This window comes from Paenirhodobacter hankyongi (genome assembly GCF_003664585.1).
In the GTDB taxonomy this organism is placed as follows: domain Bacteria; phylum Pseudomonadota; class Alphaproteobacteria; order Rhodobacterales; family Rhodobacteraceae; genus Rhodobacter; species Rhodobacter hankyongi.
Genome location: NZ_RCHI01000004.1, coordinates 118,502 through 137,203, shown reverse-complemented (window position 1 = coordinate 137,203; position 18,702 = coordinate 118,502). Strand labels below are relative to the sequence as shown.

Here is an 18,702-nt window from a genome sequence, read left to right as displayed (position 1 = left end):
CGTTACATGGCTGTTATGGAAATCTGCGGCATTTCGCCCTATTTTTTCCTGACAAGAAGATCAAAGCGGCGCATCAGCCGCAACCACGGGCGAGGCCATGAAATTCGAAAGAAAGCTGGCCCTCCTGCGCGACGCGCAGGGAGCGGTGCCGGTCCAGTTCGCAGCCCTCTGCACCCGCCACAAGGCCGGGCGGCTCGAGGTGCTGCTCATCACCTCGCGCGACACGGGGCGCTGGATCCTGCCCAAGGGCTGGCCGATGGCCGGCAAATCGGGCGGCGAGACGGCCCTGACCGAGGCCTGGGAAGAGGCCGGCGTCGTCGGCCATCTGACCGGCGAGGCGCTTGGCAGCTATGGGGCGCTGAAGGAGCTGGTCACCGGCACGCCGATGCCCTCGCGCGTCGAGGTGCACCCGGTCCGGGTCGAACGGCTGGCGGCGAAATTCCCGGAAAAGGGCCAGCGCCGGCGCAAGTGGATGACCGCGAAGAAGGCGGCGAAATCGGTGGCCGAGCCCGAGCTTGCGACGCTGCTGCGCGCGCTGGCGCGGGACTGAGCGCCGCCGCCGGGCTTGCATTCGGCCCCGCTTCGCTTATCTCAGGGAAACCCCTTTCCCGCAGGCCGCCGATGATCCGCTACACGCTCAAATGCGATCAGGACCACAGCTTCGACAGCTGGTTCGCCTCGGCCGAGGCCTTCGAGAAGCTGCGCGCGACGGGGATGGTGGCCTGCACCGTCTGCGGCTCGACCACGGTCGAGAAGGCGCTGATGACCCCGGCCCTGCGCCCTGGCCGCGACGCCGCCCCCGAGACCGCCGAGCACCCGCTCAGCACGCCGCAGGGCGAGGTCGAGGCGGCGCTGGCCGCGATGCGCCGGGTGATCGAGGAGAACTCGGACTACGTCGGGCGTGATTTCGTCGACGAGGCCCGCGCGATGCACGCGGGCGAGAAACCCGAACGCGCGATCCATGGCGAGGCGCGGCCGGACGAGGCGCGCGCGCTTCTCGAGGAAGGGATCGCCGTGACGCCCCTGCCCTTCCTGCCGCCGCGCAAGACGAACTGACCCCCCTTGCACCCGCCGCCGCAAGGCGCATTCTGGGGAAAAAGGACAAGGGAGAGAAGCACATGACCATTCTCATCACCGGCGCGAACCGCGGCATCGGCGCCGCGCTCCTCGCGCAGTATCGCGACGCGGGCCGCGCCGCCTTCGGCACCGCGCGCCAGCCCGAAGGCGACCTGCTGCCGTTCGACGTCACCGCGCCCAAAAGCGCCGTGGCACTGGCACAGCGGCTGAACGGGCTGCCGCTCGATCTGCTGGTGTGCAACGCCGGGATCTATCCCGACAAGGGCCAGGAGCTCGAGACCGGCTATGCCGCGCCCCTCTGGGCGCAGGGCTTTGCCACCAATGTCACCGGCGTCTTCCTGACGATCCAGGCGCTTTTGCCGAACCTGCGCGCGGCGAAGGGCAAGATCGCGATCCTGTCCTCGGCGATGGCCTCGGATACGACGGCACCGGGGGGCAGCTACATCTACCGCGCCTCGAAAGCCGCCGCGCTGAACCTCGGACGCAATCTTGCGGTCGACCTGAAACCCGAGGGGATCGCGGTCGGCATCTACCACCCCGGCTGGGTGAAGACCACCATGGGCGGCCCCGAGGCGCAGATCGAGGCCGAGGCTTCGGCCGCGGGGCTTGCCGCGCGCTTTGCCGCGCTCGGGCCCGACACCACCGGCTGTTTCGAGGCCTGGGACGGCACGCCGATCCCGTTCTGAGGCAAGGCGGGGGGGCGCCCCCGCCCGTCGCCCGCACTCAGAGATCGTGCCAGAGGCCGAGGGCCCCGAGCCGGGGCGACTTCTTGTTGGTGTGACGGTCCATCCGCATCAGCACGTCGCGCAGGAAGATCACCGCGTCGTCGAGATGCGGGCCCTTGTTCAGCATCACGCATTCGGCGCGCTGGCTCATCGCCGCATCGGTCATCTCGGCGCGGCTCGCCTGACCGTCCTTGACCATGGTCTCGAGCACCTGCGTCGCCCAGACCACCGGCACCTCGGCCGCCTCGCACAGCCACAGGATTTCCTCCTGGATCTCGGAGAGCCGCTCGAAGCCGATCTCCACCGCCAGATCGCCGCGGGCGATCATCACGCCGACCGGCATCCGCCCGCCCGCCTCGACGATCAGGCCGGGCAGGTTGCGCAGCGCAAGCGGGGTCTCGATCTTCAGCATCAGCGAGGGGCCCGCGTGTTCGCCCGCGGGCTCCGAGCGTGCCGCGAGCGCGGCGAAAAGCGCGCGCAGGTCCGCACCGGTCTGCACGAAGGAAAAGCCGATGATGTCGGCGTGGCCCAGCACGAAGTCGAGATGGCCGAGGTCCTCCTCGGTCAGCGCCGGCACCCGCAGATCGACGCCGGGCAGGTTCACCCCCTTCTCGGCCTTGATCTTCGCGCCTTTGCCCGGCGTGCCGGTGATCTCGGCCAGCACCCGGCCCGGGGTCACCTCGAGGATCTTCGCGCGGATCTTGCCGTCGTTGATCCAGAGCGCGCCGCCCTCGGCCATCGCCGCCATCAGCGCCGGATGGCTGAGGGTGATCTGCGGCAGGCCGGGCTTGGCCGAAAGCGTCTCGACGACCTCGAAGCGGTCGCCCTCGAACAGCCGCCCGGTCTCGCCCGGCTCGAGCTTTTCCTTCTTCGCGCCCTTCTCGGTCCTGCCCGGCGCGACCTCCTCGACCCGCAGCTTCGGCCCGGGCAGGTCCATCTGCACCGGCACCGGCCGCCCGGCCGCAGCGGCGGCGCGGCGCACGTGGCCGATCATCGCCGACCAGGCATCGGGGCCGTCATGGGCACAGTTGATCCGCATGCAATCGGCGCCGGCCTCGATCAGCGCGGCCACGAGCCCCGCGTCGGCGGCGGCCTCGGAGGGCAGCGTGACCATGATCCGGGTGTTCGGATTGCCGCGGCGCGCGCCGAAGAGCGCATCGCGGCGCGCCGCGAGCCGCGCCGGGCCGGCCGCAAAGATCTCGACCGGCGGATACTCGGCCACCCCCTCGCCGCCGATCAGCGCGAGCGACGCCAGCACCGCATCGAGCGAGGGGCGCACATGCGCCTCGGAGCGGCCGAGCGACGACAGCCCGAGCGAGGATAGCGGCGCCTGGAACGGCACCAGGTCGCCGCGCCGCAACGCGAGATAATCGGCCAGGTTGCGCGCCGAAGGCACGAATTCGGGCCGCAGGATCTTGCCATCCCAGGCCTCGAGCGTGGTCTCCGACCGCCGCGCCATGTCGGCGCGCAGCACCTCGAGTGCCCGATACAGGCCACGCGCCTGCGCGCGCCGTTCGCGCCCTTCAACCTCAGTCAGACTCATCGCGACCCTCCTCGCTTGACCGGTTCCGGCTATCCCCGGCACATGACGGCCACGTGACAGCCGCACGACGGCCAGATCACGCCTTGCGGAACAGGCGCACTCTTGCAAGCGTCGCCCCCTTCCGCTAGCAGGGGCGCAAAGTCCGGGGCAGAGGGCCGCGGCGTTTCAGGGGGGGTATCATGCCGCTTCTCGTCATGAAATTCGGCGGCACCTCGGTGGCTGACCTCGACCGGATCGCGAATGCGGCGGCGAAGGTGCAGCGCGAGGTCGAGCGTGGCTATGACGTCATCGTCATCGTCTCGGCCATGTCGGGCAAGACCAACGAGCTCGTGGGCTGGGTCGAACAGACCTCGCCGCTCTATGACGCGCGCGAATATGACGCCGTCGTCGCCTCGGGCGAGAACGTCACCGCCGGTCTGATGGCGCTGCGCCTGCAGGAGATGGGCGTTCCGGCGCGCAGCTGGCAGGGCTGGCAGGTGCCGATCAACACCACCTCGGCGCATGGCTCGGCGCGCTTCGTCGACATCCCGCGGGCCAATATCGACGCGAAATTCGCCGAGGGCATGAAGGTCGCCGTGGTTGCGGGCTTCCAGGGCCTGTCGCCCGAGGGCCGGATCACCACCCTTGGTCGCGGCGGCTCGGACACCACCGCCGTCGCCTTCGCCGCCGCCTTCGCGGCGGAGCGGTGCGACATCTACACCGATGTCGACGGCGTCTACACCACCGACCCGCGCGTCTCGTCGAAGGCGCGCAAGCTCGACAAGATCGCCTTCGAGGAGATGCTCGAGCTCGCCTCGCTCGGCGCGAAGGTGCTGCAGACCCGCTCGGTCGAGCTGGCGATGCGCTACAATGTGCGCCTGCGGGTGCTGTCCTCCTTCGAGGACACCGATGAAAATTCTGGAACCCTTGTCTGCGGTGAGGATGAAATCATGGAATCGAAAGCCGTCTCCGGTATCGCCTTTTCCCGTGACGAGGCGAAGATCACGCTTTTCACCATCGAGGACCGCCCCGGCGTCGCCTCGGCGATCTTCGGGCCGCTTGCCGAAGCCGGCGTGAACGTCGACATGATCGTGCAGAACATCTCGGAAAAGGATTATGACGAGCACCACAGCGGCGCCGTCACCGACATGACCTTCTCCTGCCCGATCAATCAGGTCGCCCGCGCGCAGAAGGCGCTCGAGGATGCCAAGGCCGCCGATCTGATCCGCTATGACGAGCTGATCATCGACACCGACGTGGCGAAGGTCTCGGTCGTCGGCATCGGCATGCGTTCGCACGCCGGTGTCGCGGCGCGCATGTTCGACGCACTCGCTGCGGAAAACATCAACATCAAGGTCATCACCACCTCCGAGATCAAGATTTCGGTGCTGATCGACCGGAAATATATGGAACTGGCCGTGCAGGCCCTCCATGATGCTTTCGGACTGGAAAAAGCGGCCTGATCTGACCGGGTCAGGCCCCTGAGCACAAGAAGCGGGGCGCGCGAGGTCGATGCCGGATCGCAGCGAGAGCGACAGCCGCAACCTGTTGCGGCGTCTGCGGGATACGCTTGCCACCCCGGGCGGGGGGCAGGACAGGCTCGACCGCATCACCAGCCTGATCGCGGATTCGATGGGCACGCATGTGTGCTCGATCTATCTCTTCCGCGACCCGGAAACGCTCGAGCTGTGCGCGACCGAGGGGCTCAACCCGGATTCGGTGCATCACACGCGGATGCGGCTTGGCGAGGGTCTCGTCGGCCGAGTCGCCCGCACCGGGGCGCCGGTGAACACCGGTAACGCGCCTTCCGAGCCCGGCTTCCGCTACATGCCCGAGACCGGCGAAGAGATCTATTCGAGCTTCCTCGGCGTACCGATCCAGCGCGTGGGCGAACGGCTCGGCGTGCTGGTCGTGCAGTCGCGCGAGGCGCGCGAGTTTTCCGACGACGAGGTCTATGGCCTCGAGGTCGTGGCGATGGTGCTGGCCGAGATGACCGAGCTGGGCGCCTTCACCGGCGAGCACAACGGCATCGGCGCTACGCATCGCTTCCCCGTCATGTTCCGCGGCGCCACCGGCCAGGAGGGCGCGGCCGAGGGCCGGGTCTGGCTGCACGAGCCGCGCGTCGTGGTGACGAACCCGGTGGGCGACGATCCCGAAGCCGAGCAGGCGCGCCTGATCGAGGCGGTGACCTCGCTGCAGGCCCAGATCGACGAGATGCTCACCGCCTCGGTGGCGATGGACAAGGACCAGCGCCAGATCCTCGAGGCCTACAAGATGCTGGCGCATTCCCGGGGCTGGGTGCGGCGGATGGGCGAGGACATCGCGCTTGGCCTGTCTGCCGAGGCGGCGGTCGAGAAGGAACAGTCGAGCGCCCGCGCCCGGCTCGAGCAATCGCCCGACCCCTATCTGCGCGAGCGGCTGCATGACCTCGACGACCTGTCGAACCGGCTGCTGCGCCTGCTGACCGGCCAGGGCCGCGACACCGGGGCGGAACTGCCCGAGAATCCGGTCCTGATCGCGCGCAACATCGGCCCGGCCGAGCTTCTGGACTATGGCCGGCAGCTGAAGGGCGTGGTGCTGGAAGAGGGTTCGGTCGGCTCCCACGCCGCGATCGTCGCGCGGGCGCTGGCGATTCCGCTGGTGATCCACGCCAAGCGCATCACCACCGAGGCGCTGAACGGCGACCAGATCCTTGTCGACGGCGATCAGGGCATCGTGCACCTGCGCCCCGAGGAAAGCGTCGCCGCCGCCTTCCGCGACAAGATCGCGATGGCCGCCGAGGCGCAGAAGCGCTACGCCGACCTGCGCGATCTGCCCGCCATCGACCTCTCGGGCAAGACCGTGTCGCTGATGATGAACGCCGGTCTGATGGCCGACCTGCCCTCGCTGATGAGCTCGGGCGCCGATGGCGTCGGGCTGTTCCGCACCGAGCTGCAGTTCCTGATCCGCTCGCGCGTGCCGCGGCGCGGGGAACTCGCCGCGCTCTACAAACGGGTGATGGACGCGGCCGATGGCAAGCACGTGCAGTTCCGCACGCTCGACATCGGCTCGGACAAGGTCCTGCCCTACATGAAGCCGCAAGACGAGCCGAACCCGGCCATGGGCTGGCGCGCGATCCGCGTCGGACTCGACAAGCCGGGCGTCTTGCGGATGCAGCTGCAGGCGCTGTTGCGCGCCGCCGAGGGGCGGCCGCTCTCGGTGATGTTCCCCTTCATCGCCACCCCCGACGAGTTCCACGAGGCGAAGGCCGCGCTCTTGCACGAACGCGACCGCGAGGCCGCGCGCGGCCGCCCGGTGCCCGCCAAGCTGAAGATCGGCGCGATGCTGGAAACGCCCTCGCTCGCCTTCGCCCCCGACAGCTTCTTCGAGGCCTGCGATTTCATCTCGATCGGCGGCAACGACCTGAAGCAGTTCTTCTTCGCCGCCGACCGCGAGAACGAACGCGTGCGGCGCCGCTATGACACGCTCGACAGCGCCTTCCTGACCTTCATCGAGCGGATCATCGCGCGCTGCGACGTCTCGCATACCGCGCTCAGCTTCTGCGGCGAGGATGCCGGCCGCCCGGTCGAGGCGCTGACCTTCGCCGCGCTCGGCATCCGCACGCTCAGCATGCGCCCGGCCTCGATCGGCCCGGTCAAGCACCTGATCCGCCGTGCCGATCTCGACGCGCTGCGCCGCGTGATCCTCGAGGCGCGAAAGGCCGGGGCGCAAAGCGTGCGCCCCGCGGTGATGGCCTATCTCGCCACGCTCTGAGCCCCCACGCCGCCCGGGCGGTGGGGGGAAGACGAGGATTTTGACCAGGAAAAGCCCCCTCGCGGTCTTCGGAGCCCCGGAGCCCCGGGCTTTTCCTGGTGGAAATGCTCCCGCCGGAGGCGCCTTTTTCAGCGTCTGGCGGTGATCCGCGCCACCAGTTCCTCGCGCAGAAGCCCCTCGTCCTCGCCGCTGTCGCGGGCAAGGCGCTTGAGGCCGAAATGCACCCGAGCGATTTCCTGGTAATAGCTGGTGAAGGCATAGTTGACCGCGGCGCCCGCCACCGCGCCCAGCACCGGCGCCGTCTGCGCGGCAAGCTTCTCGCCCAGCACCACCGACAGCCGCGGCGCGACGCGGGCGATCAGCCCCGAGAGCCCGGCGCCGGTGATCGTCACCTTGGCAGTGAAGAAGCCCATGTCGGTGCCATCGTCACGCGCGAGCGGCCCGGCCGAGGCGAAGACGCGCAGGCATTCAAGCCGCACCTCGTCCGAGGCCGGGTCGAAGCCGTGCTCGGCCGCGATGCCCTGAATCGCGCGCAGCAGCATGGTCACGGTGAAGGGCAGCTCCGCCAGCGCCCCGGGCAGCCCGCCGAAACCGCCCGCCGCGCCCATGGCGGTGGCAAGCGCCGTGTTCACCCAGTCGGGCCGGTCCGCCACCACGCCGCGCGAGCGGCTCGCCGCCGCCATCGCGGTGTCGAGCGCACGCTCGGTCGCGCCCTCGAGCCCCGTGCGCACGCCCGCCGGCAGCCGGTTCACCAGCCCCTCGGCCGAGCCGCCGAGAAAGCCCAGCACCTGCATCACCGGGCCAGAGGCACCACGGTGGCGCCGGGCAAGGGCATCGAGCTCGGTCACGAGCTTCGGATCGGTGACGGGCAACAGGATCTCAGGCGGCATCGCATCCTCCGTTTCGCCCGATATGGGGGCGCGGCGGGCCGGCGCCAATCAGGCGGTGAACTTTTCCACCGGGCCGCGCACGCCCTCCCAGGCGCCGGGCTGCAATTCAAGCGCCAGGACGCGCTCGGGGTTGGTCGGCGGCGGCATGATCACGCCGTCGATCTTCCAGAAGCCGAAGCGCTGGTAATAGGGCAGATCGCCGACCAGCAGCACCCGCTCCCAGCCGAGCCGGCGCGCCTCGGCCAGGCTTTCGTGCATCAGGATGCCCCCGAGCCCCTCGCCCTGCCGGGTCGGGTGCACGGCGACCGGGCCCAGCAGCAGCACGCGCTGCCCGCCGACCTTCACCGGCCAGTAGCGGATGACGGCGGCCAGCACCCCGTCCTCGCGCAGCGTCAGGCACAGCGGATGGACCTTCTCGACGCCGTCGCGCAACCGATAGGAGGACAGCGCCGTGCGCCCCGGCGCGAAGCACAGGTCATAAAGCGCCTCGACTTCCCACCAGTCGGCCTCGGTCTCTTCCTCGAGCTGATACATGGCGCCCCCGAATCCCTCGTCAGACGCGCCTAACACGCGATAATGTCAGGTTCAAATCAAAGGGACCCCCGCTGCCATGTTCTACCGCCCCGCCGATGGCCACGGCCTGCCGCACAACCCGTTCAACGCGATCGTCGCGCCGCGCCCGATCGGCTGGATCGCGACGCGCGGCAGTCTCGGCGACAATCTCGCCCCCTATTCCTTCTTCAACGCCGTCGCCTATACCCCGCCGCAGGTGGTCTTCGCCTCGACCGCGGCGAAACCCGACCGCGGCGACACCAAGGACAGCCTCGCGCAGATCCGCGAAAGCGGGGTGTTCTGCGTCAACCTCGTCTCCTCCGAGCTGATCGGGCCGATGAACGCCTCCTCGGCCCCGCTGCCCGCGGGAACGGACGAGTTCGCCGTCGCGGGCCTCGAGAAGGCCGAGTGCGAGACCATCGACTGCCCGCGCGTCGCGCAGGCCCCGGCCGCCCTCGAATGCCGGCTGGTGCAGGTGATCCCGCTGCTCGGCAAGTCGAACTTCCTGATCCATGGCGAGGTGACCGGCATCCACATCCGTCCCGATTGTCTGACCGATAGCCGTTATCTGCCGCCCGACCGGCTCAGCCGGCTCGGCTACAAGGATTACGCCGCGGTGCGCGACACCTTCGAGCTCGACCGCCCGCAGGGGGGCTGAGGCACGACCGCTTCCCGCTTCCAATTGCCCCAAATATCCCGGGGGTGAGGCCCAGGGGGCCGAGGGGGCAGCGCCCCCTCCCTTCCCCGCCTCCTCCTGCAATCCGCCCTTTTCTTGCCCGCGCCAGGCGCCTAATCTTCGCCGCGCAGCAGCAAGGAGAGGGCGATGGAACGGAAGATCGGGGTGATCGGCGGCTCGGGCGTCTACGAGATCGCCGGGCTCGAGAACGCGGCCTGGGTCACGGTCGACACGCCCTTCGGTGCCCCCTCGGACGCGGTGCTGACCGGCACGCTCGGCGGGGTCGAGATGGTCTTCCTGCCGCGCCACGGCCGCGGCCATGTGCACACGCCCACCACCGTGCCCTACCGCGCCAATATCGCCGCGATGAAGAGCCTCGGCGTGACCGACCTCATCGCCGTCTCGGCCGTGGGCTCGCTGAAGGAGGCCTATGCGCCAGGCGATTTCCTGATCGTCGACCAGTATATCGACCGCACCTTCGCGCGCGAGAAAAGCTTCTTCGGACCGGGTCTCGTCGGCCATGTCCCCTTCGCGCACCCGACCTGCGCGCGCCTTTCAGCGCTCTGCGCGGGCGCGGCGCGGGACCTCGGCCTGACCGTGCACGAGGGCGGCACCTATGTCGCGATGGAGGGGCCGCAATTCTCGACGCTCGCCGAAAGCCGGCTCTATCGCAGCTGGGGGGCCGACGTGATCGGCATGACCGGCATGCCCGAGGCCAAGCTCGCCCGCGAGGCCGAGCTCTGCTATGCCTGCATCGCGATGATCACCGATTACGACTGCTGGCACCCCGAGCATGACGCCGTCGACGTGGCGCAGGTGGTGGCCACGGCGATCGCCAATGCCGACAAGGCCCGCGCCCTCGTCGCGGCACTCCCCGCCCGTATCGCCGGCCCCGCCGTGGACTGCGCCGCGGGCTGCACCCACGCGCTCGACAGCGCGATCATGACCCATCCGGCGAAGCGCGACCCCGCGCTCGTCGCCCAGCTGATGCCCGTGATGGGCCGCGTCCTGAAAGGCCAAGAATGAAAACCGTCAAGGATTACATCCGCACCATCGCCGACTTCCCGCATGAGGGGATCCTGTTTCGCGATGTCACCACGCTCTTTGCCGATCCGAAGGGCTTCCGCATGGCGGTCGACCAGATGCTGACCCCCTGGGCCGGCGAGCAGATCGACAAGGTGGTGGGGCTCGAGGCGCGCGGCTTCATCCTCGGCGGCGCGATCGCGCATCAGCTCTCGAAGGGCTTCGTGCCGGTGCGCAAGAAGGGCAAGCTGCCCGGTGCGACGATCAGCCAGGCCTACAAGCTCGAATACGGCGAGGCGATCATGGAGATCCACGAGGACGCGATCGCGCCCGGCGAGAAGGTGCTGATCGTCGACGACCTGCTGGCCACCGGCGGCACCTGCCGCGCCGGCACGCAGCTGATCGAGCGGCTTGGCGGCGAGATCGTCGGCTGTTCCTTCATCGTCGACCTGCCGGAACTCGGTGGCCGCAAGCTCCTCGAAAGCCTCGGCCTGCCGATCAGCGTGCTGTGCGAGTTCGAGGGCGCCTGAGCCCTCAATCGCGCAGCACCGCGCCGGGGTTCAGGATGCCCAAGGGATCAAGCGCCGTCTTGATCGCGCGCATCATCGTCAGCTTCGCCGGATCGGCGTAACGCTCGAGGTCGCCGACCTTGAGCCGGCCGATGCCATGCTCGGCCGAGACCGAACCGTTGTAGCCGCGCACCACGAGGTCATGCACCGCGGTCTTCACCGCATCCTTCTGCGCGTCGTATTCGCCGCGGTTCCGCCCCGGCGCCGGGAAGACGTTGTAATGCAGGTTGCCGTCCCCGACATGGCCGAAACAGTTGATGCGGAAAGCGCCCATGGCGGCGAGCATCGCGCCCGCCTCGGCGACGAAATCGGGGATCGCGGCCACCGGCACCGAGATGTCATGGCTCGAGATCGCGCCGATGCGGCGGTTGGCAAGCGGCAGGCTCTCGCGCAGCTCCCACATCTGCGCGGCCTGCGCACCCGATTGCGCGATCACCGCATCGAGAACCAGATCGTCCGCCGCCTCGAAGAGCTCGGCAAAGGCCGCCTCGGCGTCCATGCCGGCGGGCAGGCCAAGCTCGATCAGCACCATCCAGTCCGGGTCTTCGGCAAAGGGCATGTGAACCTCGGGCCCGACCTCGCGCAGGAAGGACAGGCCCTGCCGCGAGATCAGTTCGAAGGCCGAGACACAGCCGGCAAAGCGGCCCTGCGCCAGACCGAGAAGCGCCACGGCGGCGGCGGGCGACGGCAGCGCGAAGAAGGCAAGGCCCTCGACCGCCGGCGGCTCGAAGAGCCGCAGCGCCGCCGCGGTGATCACGCCGAGCGTCCCTTCGGCACCGATCAGCAGATCGCGCAGGTCATAGCCGGTGTTGTCCTTCCTGAGCCGGGTGAGCCCGTTCCAGACCGTGCCGTCGGCCAGGACCGCCTCGAGGCCAAGGCAGAGCGCACGGGCATTGCCATAGCGCAGCACATGCACGCCGCCCGCGTTGGTCGACAGGCACCCGCCGATTTGCGCCGTGCCCTGCGCGGCGATGGTCAGCGGGAAGAGCCGCCCCACCGTCTGCGCCGCCTCCTGCACCGATTGCAGCGTCGCCCCCGCCTCGACCACCAGGCTTTGCGGGTCGATCGCGCGCAGCGCCGTCATCCGCTCGAGGCTGAGCACCAGCGGCAGCGGGCCCTCGCCCTTGACCTGCCCGCCGACAAGCCCGGTGCCGCCGCCATAGGGCACCACCGCCACCCGCGCCGCCGCGGCCGCGCGCAGCACCCGCGCCACCTCGGCCGTCGAATGCGGCCGCGCCACGCCCGCGGCGCGCCCCGGCCAGCGCCCGCGCGGCTCCTCGAGGTAACGCGGTTCGGCCTCGCCCACCTCGACGCCCTCGGCGCGCAGCCGGTCGAGAAATGCCTGATCTGCCGGGGTCAGCATCGCGGTCTCCTTCTTCTGTCGGGCCCGCCGGGGCCGTCTCAGCCGATGTCGGTGCGCCCGCGCCGGTCGGTGCGCAGGTTGGAATAGAGCACGTGGTTGCGCCAGCGGCCGTTGATCTGCAGATAGCTTTGCGCCACGCCCTCGTATTTGAACCCCGATTTCTCCAGCGCCCCGCGCGAGGCGGCATTTTCGGGCAGGCAGGCGGCCTCGACCCGGCTCAGGTCGAGGACGTGGAAGGCGTGATGCACGACGGCGCGGATCGCCTCGCGCATGTAGCCCTGCCGGGCATAACGCTCGCCGATCCAGTAGCCGATGGTGCCGGCCTGCGCCGGGCCGCGGCGGATGTTGTCGAGGGTGATCGCGCCAAGGACGCGCCCGTCCTCGCGCCGGATCAGGAAGAAGGGCAGCGCCGTGCCCGCGCTCTCCGCCCGCGCCGCCCAGTAGACACGGTTGGTGAAGGCCTTGCGCCCGAGGTGATCGGGCGACCAGGCGGGCTCCCACGGCGTCAGGAAGGCCCGGCTTTCCTCGCGCAGCAGCGCCCAGTCCCGGTAGTCCGAATGCATCGGCAGGCGGAGCGTCATGCGTTCCGTCTCGACCTTCGGCTTCCGGCGACGGACGAGCATCAGGCGGCGAGCCTCTGGCGCAACCCCGCAAGATCCGGGGCGCTGGCCGCGGGCCCATAGAGGGCAAGCGCGGTGCGGTCCCGGGTGATCATCTCCTCGCCATAGCGGCGCACATCGGCGGTGCTGACCGCGTCGATCAGACCCGCGATCTCGTCGAGCGGCGGCACCCGGCCCCAGACGGCCAGATTGCGCGCCAGACGCTCGGCCCGGCTCGACGGGCTTTCAAGCCCCATCAGCATCCCCGCCTTCATCTGCGCGCGCGCCCGCGCCACCTCGGCCTCGGTCATGTCCTCGGCCGCGCGCTTCAGCTCGTCGATGGTCAATGCGGCAAGGCTCGCCACCTCCTCCTCGGAAGTGCCGGCATAAATGGTGATCATCCCGGTGTCGTCATAGGCGCCGGCCTGCGCGAAGATCGAGTAGCACAGCCCGCGCTCCTCGCGGATCTTCTGGAACAGCCGCGAGGACATGCCGCCGCCCATGGCGGTGGTGTAGACCTGCGCGGTGTAAAGGTCGCGGTCGCGATAGGTCGGCCCCTCGAAGGCGAGGGCGAAATGCACCTGCTCGAGGTCGCGCAGCTCGCGCCGTTCGCTGCCGACCCAGCGGGCCAGCTGCGGCGCCGGCTGGCGCACCGGCGACAGGCCACCGAAGATCGCCTCGGCCTGCTTCACGATCGCGTCGTGATCGACGTCGCCCGCGGCGGCCAGGATCATCTGGTCGGGGCCGTAATGCTCGCCCACGAAACGCGACAGATCCTCGCGCCCGAAACGCGACACCTTCTCGGCCGGGCCGAGGATGGTGCGGCCGATCGCCTGATCCGGATAGGCGGCTTCCTGCAGCCAGTCGAAGATGATGTCGTCGGGCGTGTCGAGGGTCTGGCCGATCTCCTGCAAGATCACGTTGCGCTCGACCTCGATCTCGCGCTGGTCGAAGACCGGGTTCAGCACGATGTCCGAGATGACATCGAGCGCAAGCGGCACGTCCGCCCCGAGCACCCGGGCGTAGAAGGCCGTCATCTCGCGCGAGGTATAGGCGTTGATATAGCCGCCCACATCCTCGATCGCCTCGGCGATCTGCAGCGCGGTGCGGGTCTTCGTGCCCTTGAAGGCCATGTGCTCGAGGAAATGGGCGATGCCGTTCTGCTCGGGCCGCTCGTGGCGGCCGCCGGCCAGCACCCAGATCCCGACCGAGACCGAGGCAAGCCCGGGCATCGGCTCGGTGATGATCCGAAGCCCGTTCGGCAGCGTCGTGGTCTCGATCATGCGCGCCGCTCCTTGCGGATGAGCGCCTCGAGCGCGGCCAGATCGTTCGCCACGCGGGTCACCCGCTCGGGCCGCTCGAAGAGGTCGGCCATGCGCGGCGGCAGCGCCGGACGGATGCCGGTCGCTTCCTCGACCGCATCGGGGAATTTCGCCGGATGCGCGGTGGCCAGCGTCACCATCGGCGTGCCCGGATCGCGGTCGATCGCCCCGGCCGCGACGCCCACGCCCACGGCGCTGTGCGGGCAGACGAGCTCGCCCGTCTCCCTCAGCGTCTCGCCGATCACCTCGAGCGTGCGCGCCTCGCCGACCGAGCCGCTGTCATAGGTGTCGCGCAGATGCGCCATGGCATTGGCCGAGACAGTGAAGCTGCCCTTCGTCTTCAGCTCGTCCATCAGCGCAGAGATGGCGGCGCCGTCCTTGCCATAGGCCCAGAACAGCGCGCGCTCGAAGTTCGAGCTGACCTCGATGTCCATCGAGGGGCTGATCGAGGGGGTGACGCCGTGCTTGGTGTAATCGCCCGCCTTCAGGCAGCGGTCGAGAATGTCGTTCTGGTTCGTCGCAATCACCAGCCGCTCGACCGGCAGGCCCATCTCCTTCGCCAGGAAGCCCGCGAAGATGTCGCCGAAATTGCCGGTCGGCACGGTGAAGCTGACCTTGCGGTGCGGCGCGCCAAGCGCCACGGCCGAGGTGAAGAAATAGACGATCTGCGCCAGCACCCGGGCGAAGTTGATCGAGTTCACGCCGGCAAGGCCCACTTCGTCACGGAAGGCGAAGTCGTTGAACATGTCCTTCAGCTTGCCCTGGCAATCGTCGAAATCGCCCTCGACGGCCAGCGCATGGACGTTGCCCTCGATCGGCGTCGTCATCTGCCGGCGCTGCACCTCGCTCACCCGGCCATGCGGGAAGAGGATGAAGACATCGACATTGTCGAGGCCGCGGAAGGCCTCGATCGCGGCCGAGCCGGTGTCGCCCGAGGTGGCGCCGACGATGGTGATGCGGCGGCCCTGCTTGGCCAGCTCGATCTGGAACAGCTGGCCGATCACCTGCATCGCGAAATCCTTGAACGCGAGGGTCGGGCCGTGGAACAGCTCGAGCAGGAAGTGGTTCGGCGCCAGCTGCTTGAGCGGCGCGCGCGCGGCATGGCCGAAGCCCGCATAGGCGCGCGCGATGGCGCCCTTCAGCTCGGCCTCGGTGAAGGTGTCGCCGGTGAAGGGGCGCATCACCCGGAAGGCGACCTCCTCGTAGCTCAGCCCGGCAAGCGCCGCGATCTCGTCCGCGGTCATCACCGGCACGGTTTCCGGCACATAGAGCCCGCCGTCCCGTGCAAGGCCCGTCAGCATCGCCTCGCCGAAGCTCAGAACCGGGGCCTGCCCCCGGGTGGAGATATAGCGCATCTTTCGCCCTTCAATTCCGTCCCCGCCTGATACGCCACAACAGGAACGCTGTCATCCCTGCCCAGACGATCGCCAGCAAAAACCAGGTGATCGCATATTCGAGGTGATCGTTCGGGATGCCTTCGGTGCCAAGCGGGCGCGGCACCACGCCCTGCGCATCGCCCTGAACCGCGCGCGCGACGACCAGAACCGGTTCGGTGCCAAGCGCCGCGGCCATCGCCGGCACGTCGCGGGCGAACCAGATCCCGGTCCTGGCGTCCGGCGCGGGGGTATAGGCGTCGGTCTCCTCGGGCCAGTGCAGGGTGCCGGTGACGATCATCGCCGTGGCCGGACGCGGGTCAGGCCCGTGCTCCTCGGGGATGAAGCCGCGGTCCAGCAGAACGCGCCGGCCGTCGCCGGTCTCGAAGGCCGAAATCACCTCGAAGCCCGGCCCCGTGCCCTTCTCGCCGCTGAGCACCCGGATCTCGGTCCCGGTCGTCGCCCCCATCAGCAGCACCGGGGTGTATTTCAGCCCCCGCGTGTCGGTGCCCATGGGCGGCAGCTCCTGCGGGTCGGCCCCGATCCGCGCCTCGATCGCGGCCAGCATCGCCTGTTTCCAGTGCAGCCGCTCGACCTGCCAGGCGCCCAGCGAAACCAGAATCGCGCAGCCGATCAGGCCAAGCAACAGCGGGAAGACGTAACGACGCATGACACCTCTCGAACGCAAGACGCGGGGGAACGCCCCCCGCGTCAGCTGTCGCGCCGGCCGGTGGGCTCAGGCACTGCCCCAGATATAGATCGAGGCGAAGAGGAAGAGCCACACCACATCGACGAAATGCCAGTACCAGGCGGCGGCCTCGAAGCCCACATGCTGCTCGGGCGTCATCTGCCCGCGGGTCAGCCGGATCAGGCAGACCAGCAGGAAGATGGTGCCGATGATGACATGGGCGCCATGGAACCCCGTCGCCATGAAGAAGGTGTCCCAGTAGAGCGAGCCGGTGCCGATCGCCTGCTGTGCGTGCAGGTATTCAAAGCCCTGCAGCGCGGTGAAGCTGAGGCCGAGGATCACCGTCAACACCAGCCCATTGATCGCGTCGCGGCGGTTGTTCTCGTGCACCAGCGCGTGGTGCGCCCAGGTCAGGGTGACGCCCGACAGCAGCAGGATCACTGTGTTGATCAGCGGCAGGTGCCAGGGGTCGAACAGCTCGGTCCCCGCGGGCGGCCAGACGCCGTCCTTCAGCGGATACTCGGGGCCGAGCGGATACATCGCGTTCTTGAAGAAGTTCCAGAACCAGACGACGAAGAACATCACCTCAGACATGATGAACAGGATGAAGCCATAGCGCAGCCCGATCCGCACGACCGGCGTGTGCTCGCCCGCCTCGCCCTCGCGCACCACGTCGGACCACCAGCCGATCATGCAGTAGAGCACCAGCAAAAGCCCCGCGACGAAGGCATAAGGGGTGACGTGCTGCATCCAGAGCACCGCGCCGAACAGCATGACGAAGGCGCCGAGCGCGCTCAGCAGCGGCCAGATCGACGGCGGCAGGATCTGATAATCGTGGTTGCGGCTGTGGGCCATGTCGGAGCTCCTGTCAGTTGACGGGCGTGGGCGCGGCGGGAACGGCGGCCTGCCGCTCGGGCAGGTCGGTCTCGAAGAAGGTGTAGGACAGCGTGATCGAGCGGATGCGGGCGGTGTCGGGGTTGGTCACCATCGCCGGGTCGACATAGAAGGAGACCGGCATCTCGACCTTTTCGCCGGGCGCCAGCACCTGCTCGGTGAAGCAGAAGCACTGGATCTTGTCGAAGTAATAGCCCGCGGTGTCGGGGGCGACGTTATAGGCGGCGGCGCCGGCCACGGTGCGATCCGAGGTGTTCTCGGCCTCGAAGAAGGCAAGTCCGGTCTCGCCGATGCGCAGCGTCATGCTGGTCTGTGCGGGGCGGAATTTCCACGGCATGCCCTTCGCGACATTGGCGTCGAAACGCACCTCGATGGTCTGGTCGAGCACCTCGCCCGGGCCGGCGGTGGCGACATTGGTGGTGCCGCCATAGCCGGTGGTGCGGCAAAACCAGCTGTAGAAGGGCACGGCGGCCCAGGCGGCGGCGCCCATGGCGAGGATCACCAGCACCAGCCGCGCGGCAAGGCGCGTGTTCGCCCGCCCGTTCATGGCTGCCCCCCGGAGGCCGCCCGGGCCGCCCCCGGCGCGTCATTCGCGTGCATCCGGTCGCCCTGCCCGACCTTGACCAGCGTCAGCCCGAAGACCAGCGCGACAAAGAGCAGAAGCGCCGCGCCGAGGCCGAGGTTGCGCCCCAGCCGGCGCCGATGCAGATCGTGCACATGTGCAAGCGTCATGCCCAGCCTCCCCAACCCGTCAGATGCAGCGCGCGCTCGGCCAGAAGCGCGGCGAAATGGCCGAAGAGCCACAAGAGCGAAAAGCGGAAGAGCCGCTTCTCGGCGGCAAAGCCATCCGCCTCGGCCACGGCCTCGTCGCGCCGCCACAGCCGCAGCGCACCGCGCAGGAACAGCGCGTCGAGCACCACGGCGGCGGCAAGACACAGCGGCCCGCCGACCGTGCTGAAGGCAAGCGCCAGCGAGGCCGGGATCAGTGCCAAGGTATAGGCAAGGATCCAGCCGCGGGTCGCGGGGCGGCCATGCGTCACCGTCAGCATCGGCACCCCGGCGCGGGAATAGTCGTCGCGCATGAAGAGCGCGAGCGACCAGAAATGCGGCGGCGTCCACAGGAAGATCAGCGCGAACATCAAGAGGCTCTCGGCCGAGATCCCGCCCGTCGCCACCGCCCAGCCGATCATCGGCGGAAAGGCCCCGGCGGCGCCACCGATCACGATGTTCTGTGGCGTGCGCCGCTTCAGCCAGACGGTATAGACGACGACGTAGAAGAAGATGGTGAAGGCCAGGAACAACCCCGCGAAGACATTCGCGGCCAGCGCCAGCATCACGCAGGAGATGCCCGCAAGCGCCAGCCCGAAGCCGAGCGCCTCGCCCTCGCTGACCCGGCCCGCAGGGACCGGGCGACGTTCGGTGCGGCGCATCAGCCGGTCGATGTCGGCGTCATACCACATGTTCAGCGCCCCCGCGGCGCCGCCGCCAAGCGCGATGAACAGGATCGCCACCGCGGCGACGAAGGGATGCACCGGCACCGGCGCCACCACCAGCCCGACGAAGGCGGTGAAGACCACGAGCGACATCACCCGCGGCTTCAGCAGCGCGAGGAAATCGCGCAGACCGGCCTCGCCCGGGGCGGCGGCGGAAAAGGAGGTGTCGCTCATCCCCGCCCC

General features: G+C 69.1%; 20 protein-coding genes. 8 read left to right on the top strand and 12 right to left on the bottom strand.

Going from position 1 to position 18,702, the window contains the following annotated elements; all coding sequences use genetic code 11:
- Positions 1-97 precede the first annotated feature (97 nt).
- The 3 genes from DYS74_RS05695 to DYS74_RS05685 all read left to right on the top strand — a co-directional run bounded on the left by DYS74_RS05695 (position 98) and on the right by DYS74_RS05685 (position 1,763).
- On the top strand, positions 98-550 hold the full coding sequence (locus tag DYS74_RS05695; RefSeq protein ID WP_121531792.1) for an NUDIX hydrolase: 453 nt from the start codon (positions 98-100) through the stop codon (positions 548-550).
- Between the two features lie 71 nt (positions 551-621).
- The gene (locus tag DYS74_RS05690) at positions 622-1,056 is read left to right on the top strand and encodes a DUF1178 family protein (protein WP_121531790.1); all 435 of its coding nucleotides are present in this window, start codon (positions 622-624) and stop codon (positions 1,054-1,056) included.
- Between the two features lie 62 nt (positions 1,057-1,118).
- A complete protein-coding gene (locus DYS74_RS05685; RefSeq protein ID WP_121531788.1) occupies positions 1,119-1,763 on the top strand; it encodes an SDR family NAD(P)-dependent oxidoreductase in 645 nt (214 codons plus the stop codon).
- A gap of 37 nt (positions 1,764-1,800) precedes the next feature.
- Here DYS74_RS05685 and DYS74_RS05680 read toward each other — a convergent pair whose 3' ends face one another.
- Positions 1,801-3,345: a pyruvate kinase gene (locus DYS74_RS05680; protein ID WP_121531786.1), complete on the bottom strand. Its 1,545-nt coding sequence runs from the start codon at positions 3,343-3,345 to the stop codon at positions 1,801-1,803.
- A 179-nt stretch (positions 3,346-3,524) separates the two neighbouring features.
- On the opposite strand from DYS74_RS05680, the gene DYS74_RS05675 reads away from it, so the two are divergent.
- A complete protein-coding gene (locus DYS74_RS05675; RefSeq protein ID WP_121531784.1) occupies positions 3,525-4,787 on the top strand; it encodes an aspartate kinase in 1,263 nt (420 codons plus the stop codon).
- A 49-nt stretch (positions 4,788-4,836) separates the two neighbouring features.
- Positions 4,837-7,077, top strand: a complete 2,241-nt coding sequence (gene ptsP / locus DYS74_RS05670) for a phosphoenolpyruvate--protein phosphotransferase (protein WP_121531782.1) — start codon at positions 4,837-4,839, stop codon at positions 7,075-7,077.
- A gap of 128 nt (positions 7,078-7,205) precedes the next feature.
- Here the strand turns inward: ptsP and DYS74_RS05665 are convergent, their stop codons facing one another.
- The gene (locus DYS74_RS05665; RefSeq protein WP_121531780.1) at positions 7,206-7,967 is read right to left on the bottom strand and encodes an EcsC family protein; all 762 of its coding nucleotides are present in this window, start codon (positions 7,965-7,967) and stop codon (positions 7,206-7,208) included.
- Positions 7,968-8,015: 48 nt separating this feature from the next.
- Entirely contained in the window at positions 8,016-8,501 is a 486-nt protein-coding gene (locus tag DYS74_RS05660; RefSeq protein WP_113900535.1) for a GNAT family N-acetyltransferase, read from the bottom strand.
- A 76-nt stretch (positions 8,502-8,577) separates the two neighbouring features.
- On the opposite strand from DYS74_RS05660, the gene DYS74_RS05655 reads away from it, so the two are divergent.
- From DYS74_RS05655 to DYS74_RS05645, 3 genes are all read left to right on the top strand, one after another.
- Positions 8,578-9,177, top strand: a complete 600-nt coding sequence (locus tag DYS74_RS05655; RefSeq protein ID WP_121531778.1) for a flavin reductase family protein — start codon at positions 8,578-8,580, stop codon at positions 9,175-9,177.
- Between the two features lie 165 nt (positions 9,178-9,342).
- The gene (locus tag DYS74_RS05650; RefSeq protein WP_121531776.1) at positions 9,343-10,221 is read left to right on the top strand and encodes an S-methyl-5'-thioadenosine phosphorylase; all 879 of its coding nucleotides are present in this window, start codon (positions 9,343-9,345) and stop codon (positions 10,219-10,221) included.
- Complete coding sequence (locus tag DYS74_RS05645) at positions 10,218-10,748, top strand: adenine phosphoribosyltransferase (protein ID WP_121531774.1); 531 nt, start codon at positions 10,218-10,220, stop codon at positions 10,746-10,748. The genes DYS74_RS05650 and DYS74_RS05645 overlap by 4 nt, the downstream gene beginning before the upstream one ends.
- A 4-nt stretch (positions 10,749-10,752) precedes the next feature.
- Here DYS74_RS05645 and DYS74_RS05640 read toward each other — a convergent pair whose 3' ends face one another.
- The 9 genes from DYS74_RS05640 to cyoE all read right to left on the bottom strand — a co-directional run bounded on the left by DYS74_RS05640 (position 10,753) and on the right by cyoE (position 18,693).
- Positions 10,753-12,150, bottom strand: a complete 1,398-nt coding sequence (locus DYS74_RS05640; protein WP_121531773.1) for an FAD-binding oxidoreductase — start codon at positions 12,148-12,150, stop codon at positions 10,753-10,755.
- 38 nt (positions 12,151-12,188) lie between these two features.
- The gene (locus DYS74_RS05635) at positions 12,189-12,773 is read right to left on the bottom strand and encodes a GNAT family N-acetyltransferase (RefSeq protein WP_121531771.1); all 585 of its coding nucleotides are present in this window, start codon (positions 12,771-12,773) and stop codon (positions 12,189-12,191) included.
- On the bottom strand, positions 12,773-14,032 hold the full coding sequence (locus DYS74_RS05630; protein WP_121531769.1) for a M16 family metallopeptidase: 1,260 nt from the start codon (positions 14,030-14,032) through the stop codon (positions 12,773-12,775). The genes DYS74_RS05635 and DYS74_RS05630 overlap by 1 nt, the downstream gene beginning before the upstream one ends.
- Entirely contained in the window at positions 14,029-15,426 is a 1,398-nt protein-coding gene (gene thrC / locus DYS74_RS05625; RefSeq protein WP_121531767.1) for a threonine synthase, read from the bottom strand. Before thrC ends, DYS74_RS05630 begins: the two co-directional genes overlap by 4 nt.
- A 10-nt stretch (positions 15,427-15,436) precedes the next feature.
- Positions 15,437-16,114 carry an SURF1 family protein gene (locus tag DYS74_RS05620; protein WP_121531765.1) on the bottom strand — a complete coding sequence of 226 codons (678 nt, stop codon included), beginning with the start codon at positions 16,112-16,114 and terminating at the stop codon, positions 15,437-15,439.
- 66 nt (positions 16,115-16,180) lie between these two features.
- On the bottom strand, positions 16,181-16,987 hold the full coding sequence (locus DYS74_RS05615; protein WP_121531763.1) for a cytochrome c oxidase subunit 3: 807 nt from the start codon (positions 16,985-16,987) through the stop codon (positions 16,181-16,183).
- 13 nt (positions 16,988-17,000) lie between these two features.
- Positions 17,001-17,573, bottom strand: coding sequence for a cytochrome c oxidase assembly protein (locus DYS74_RS05610; protein WP_121531761.1), 573 nt, complete (start codon positions 17,571-17,573; stop codon positions 17,001-17,003).
- The gene (locus DYS74_RS05605; protein ID WP_121531759.1) at positions 17,570-17,758 is read right to left on the bottom strand and encodes a hypothetical protein; all 189 of its coding nucleotides are present in this window, start codon (positions 17,756-17,758) and stop codon (positions 17,570-17,572) included. Before DYS74_RS05605 ends, DYS74_RS05610 begins: the two co-directional genes overlap by 4 nt.
- On the bottom strand, positions 17,755-18,693 hold the full coding sequence (gene cyoE / locus DYS74_RS05600) for a heme o synthase (RefSeq protein WP_121531757.1): 939 nt from the start codon (positions 18,691-18,693) through the stop codon (positions 17,755-17,757). Before cyoE ends, DYS74_RS05605 begins: the two co-directional genes overlap by 4 nt.
- Positions 18,694-18,702: the final 9 nt, after the last annotated feature.

Coding starts and splice junctions, on each gene's coding strand:
- DYS74_RS05655 (WP_121531778.1), top strand. CDS start 8,578: ATGTTCTACCGCCCCGCCGATGGCCACGGCCTGCCGCACAACCCGTTC.
- DYS74_RS05620 (WP_121531765.1), bottom strand. CDS start 16,114: ATGCGTCGTTACGTCTTCCCGCTGTTGCTTGGCCTGATCGGCTGCGCG.
- DYS74_RS05610 (WP_121531761.1), bottom strand. CDS start 17,573: ATGAACGGGCGGGCGAACACGCGCCTTGCCGCGCGGCTGGTGCTGGTG.
- DYS74_RS05635 (WP_121531771.1), bottom strand. CDS start 12,773: ATGCTCGTCCGTCGCCGGAAGCCGAAGGTCGAGACGGAACGCATGACG.
- DYS74_RS05685 (WP_121531788.1), top strand. CDS start 1,119: ATGACCATTCTCATCACCGGCGCGAACCGCGGCATCGGCGCCGCGCTC.
- DYS74_RS05665 (WP_121531780.1), bottom strand. CDS start 7,967: ATGCCGCCTGAGATCCTGTTGCCCGTCACCGATCCGAAGCTCGTGACC.
- DYS74_RS05675 (WP_121531784.1), top strand. CDS start 3,525: ATGCCGCTTCTCGTCATGAAATTCGGCGGCACCTCGGTGGCTGACCTC.
- DYS74_RS05660 (WP_113900535.1), bottom strand. CDS start 8,501: ATGTATCAGCTCGAGGAAGAGACCGAGGCCGACTGGTGGGAAGTCGAG.
- DYS74_RS05605 (WP_121531759.1), bottom strand. CDS start 17,758: ATGACGCTTGCACATGTGCACGATCTGCATCGGCGCCGGCTGGGGCGC.
- ptsP (WP_121531782.1), top strand. CDS start 4,837: ATGCCGGATCGCAGCGAGAGCGACAGCCGCAACCTGTTGCGGCGTCTG.
- DYS74_RS05615 (WP_121531763.1), bottom strand. CDS start 16,987: ATGGCCCACAGCCGCAACCACGATTATCAGATCCTGCCGCCGTCGATC.
- DYS74_RS05690 (WP_121531790.1), top strand. CDS start 622: ATGATCCGCTACACGCTCAAATGCGATCAGGACCACAGCTTCGACAGC.
- DYS74_RS05680 (WP_121531786.1), bottom strand. CDS start 3,345: ATGAGTCTGACTGAGGTTGAAGGGCGCGAACGGCGCGCGCAGGCGCGT.
- thrC (WP_121531767.1), bottom strand. CDS start 15,426: ATGCGCTATATCTCCACCCGGGGGCAGGCCCCGGTTCTGAGCTTCGGC.
- cyoE (WP_121531757.1), bottom strand. CDS start 18,693: ATGAGCGACACCTCCTTTTCCGCCGCCGCCCCGGGCGAGGCCGGTCTG.
- DYS74_RS05640 (WP_121531773.1), bottom strand. CDS start 12,150: ATGCTGACCCCGGCAGATCAGGCATTTCTCGACCGGCTGCGCGCCGAG.
- DYS74_RS05695 (WP_121531792.1), top strand. CDS start 98: ATGAAATTCGAAAGAAAGCTGGCCCTCCTGCGCGACGCGCAGGGAGCG.
- DYS74_RS05630 (WP_121531769.1), bottom strand. CDS start 14,032: ATGATCGAGACCACGACGCTGCCGAACGGGCTTCGGATCATCACCGAG.
- DYS74_RS05645 (WP_121531774.1), top strand. CDS start 10,218: ATGAAAACCGTCAAGGATTACATCCGCACCATCGCCGACTTCCCGCAT.
- DYS74_RS05650 (WP_121531776.1), top strand. CDS start 9,343: ATGGAACGGAAGATCGGGGTGATCGGCGGCTCGGGCGTCTACGAGATC.